Origin of the sequence: Paraburkholderia sp. RL18-085-BIA-A, assembly GCF_046027075.1 — a bacterium.
In the GTDB taxonomy this organism is placed as follows: domain Bacteria; phylum Pseudomonadota; class Gammaproteobacteria; order Burkholderiales; family Burkholderiaceae; genus Paraburkholderia.
In genome coordinates, this window is sequence record NZ_JARESU010000361.1 from 1 (window position 1) to 2,178 (window position 2,178).

Below are 2,178 nucleotides of genomic sequence, written 5' to 3' on the forward strand. Positions count from 1 at the left end.
CTGCTGCTCGGCCACACGAAGCTCGAAAGCACCGTCCGATACCTCGGCATCGAGGTCGATGACGCGCTGGAAATGGCTGAACAGACAGAGGTGTAGGGCTTCTTGCCGGTCAGCAAGTGGTCGCTGACCGGCCAACAAGGGACGTTCCCTCCCAAGCGCAGTGCGACATTTGAACGGCGCCTTCGCCTTCGCAACGGTCCTTCAAGCCCTTCTCGTGCTTGCCCGATGAGGAGCTGTCCGTTCGGGAAGTGCTCGTCACCCGCCGATCCGACCGTCGCGGTATGGCGTGCAATCACCAGTCTTGACGTTGTCTCCCCGTTTCGACTAATGTATGAATCGCTTCGTACAGTAGTCGAAACGGGCCGGCGTGCCCAGAGAGGGAGGAGATCACAGTTGACCAAAGCCCATGCTGTTCTCGTGGTAGCACTGCTCTCGACGGCTGCTGCCGTGCCGGCCATCGCCGCAGACACCACTTGCGTACCGCCCAATGCGTCGGTTCCGGCTGGTGCCAACACAACCGATCCGAAGGCGCCGTTCTTCATCGATACGGCGGGGCTGGATCTGAAGACGACTCCGCCCACTCGCGACCCGCACAATCCGAACTATCCGAAAGCGACAGAACTGCCGGATGGCCAGGTTCCGTCGATCAATAGCGAGGGCAACTTCATCATCGGTCCAACGCATCGGCCGTCGCCAGAGACGGTTGCTCAGGCCAATGTGCCGCACGGCACGGTCCATACCTTCATCATGACCTCGGCAGACAGCGTCATCTACCGGCCCGGCATGGTTCGTGACGATATGCCCGGATGCAAGAATTCGGCGGTGAATTCTTCTTCGACAGCTCCTGGCGACAAATCCGATCTTCTGGTGCCCGCGAGCCATCCTGGCAGTTGGAGTCGCGAGGTCGATGTCTATGTGCCGGCCGGTTACGTCGCGGGCACGGCAGCGCCATTCATCGTGTACGGTGATGGCGGCAGGCACAGCTTCTTCAAGGAGCAGATGCTGTTCAACGTGCTGGACAAGCTCATCCACGCGCACAAGCTGCCGCCGATGGTGGCCATCGGCATAGGCGCCGGCGGACAGGACGCGCAGGGCAGCGAACGGGGCCGCGAATATGACACCGTGTCCGGCACCTACGCCGAATGGGTGGAGCAGGAGGTGTTGCCCCGCGTCGAACAGAATGCGCATGTACGGTTGACGAAGGATCCGGATCGTCGTGCGACCATGGGCTTCAGCTCCAGTGCTGCCGCCGCCTTTACCATGGCCTGGTTCCGTCCCGATCTCTATCACCGCGTGCTTGGCTACTCGCCAACGATGGTGAACCAGCAATGGCCGCATGACACGGCACTTCCTGGTGGCGCCTGGCAGTACCATGATGTGTGGCCGGGGCCGATCAAGCCGAACCTCACCGTGTCGGGAAATACTGTGACGCCTGCAAGCGCGTCCAATGGCGCGCCGCTGATCCCGAATTCACCGCGCAAGCCGATCCGGTATTGGTTCGAGGCGGGTGATCGCGATCTTTTTTATCCGGTCAGTCCTCTTGCCGATGGCATGCATGACTGGACCGCGGCCAACGAGGACATGGCGCGCGTCCTCGCCGCCGAGGGATACCACTACCAGTTCGTGTTCTCCCGCAATGCCGGTCACGTCGACGATGCCACCGAAGCACAAACCATGGCCGAATCACTCGAATGGCTTTGGAAAGACTACCCAGCGCCGGTGCGCTGAAACGGCTGATGATCGGAACAGCATCGCCGTGCACAACTCCCTGACTTGGTTGGATGACCGCTTTACCGTAGAGACCTGCCGTTGCTGGGCATCTACGCCGAAGGACGTCTATGGGGTCGACTAGGGCCACCCGCATCAGATAGAAGTTGGCCGCACTGTGGCATTCGACGTCGTTGCATCACACGCTGTACCTGCTGTATGGACAACCAGATCGACCTCATCCGTATCTTCACCGCAGCGACGCAATCGGCCAGTTTCCGCGAGACGGCGACCCGTCTCGGCACGTCGCCGCAGGTCGTCACACGTGCAATCCAGCAACTCGAAGAACGGCTGGGCGAAACGCTCTTTCATCGCAGCACGGGCAGCGTGCGCATCACGACGTTCGGGAAGACCTTTGCCGTGCGCGCGTATGCGCTCCTGCAGTCGGTCGAGCGATATCAAGCTTGCCGT

General features: G+C 61.1%; 2 protein-coding genes and 1 pseudogene. All 3 read left to right on the top strand.

What is annotated here, in order from left to right; translation table 11 throughout:
* Nucleotides 1–96: pseudogene (locus P0D89_RS52390) on the top strand (integrase); the annotation flags it as partial.
* A gap of 297 nt (nucleotides 97–393) precedes the next feature.
* Nucleotides 394–1,728 (top strand): alpha/beta hydrolase, encoded by a 1,335-nt coding sequence (locus P0D89_RS52395; protein WP_408370997.1) that lies wholly within the window; start codon nucleotides 394–396, stop codon nucleotides 1,726–1,728.
* A 198-nt stretch (nucleotides 1,729–1,926) separates the two neighbouring features.
* Nucleotides 1,927–2,178, top strand: a 252-nt coding sequence (locus tag P0D89_RS52400; RefSeq protein WP_408370995.1) for a LysR family transcriptional regulator, incomplete at its 3' end; no start/stop codon positions are given.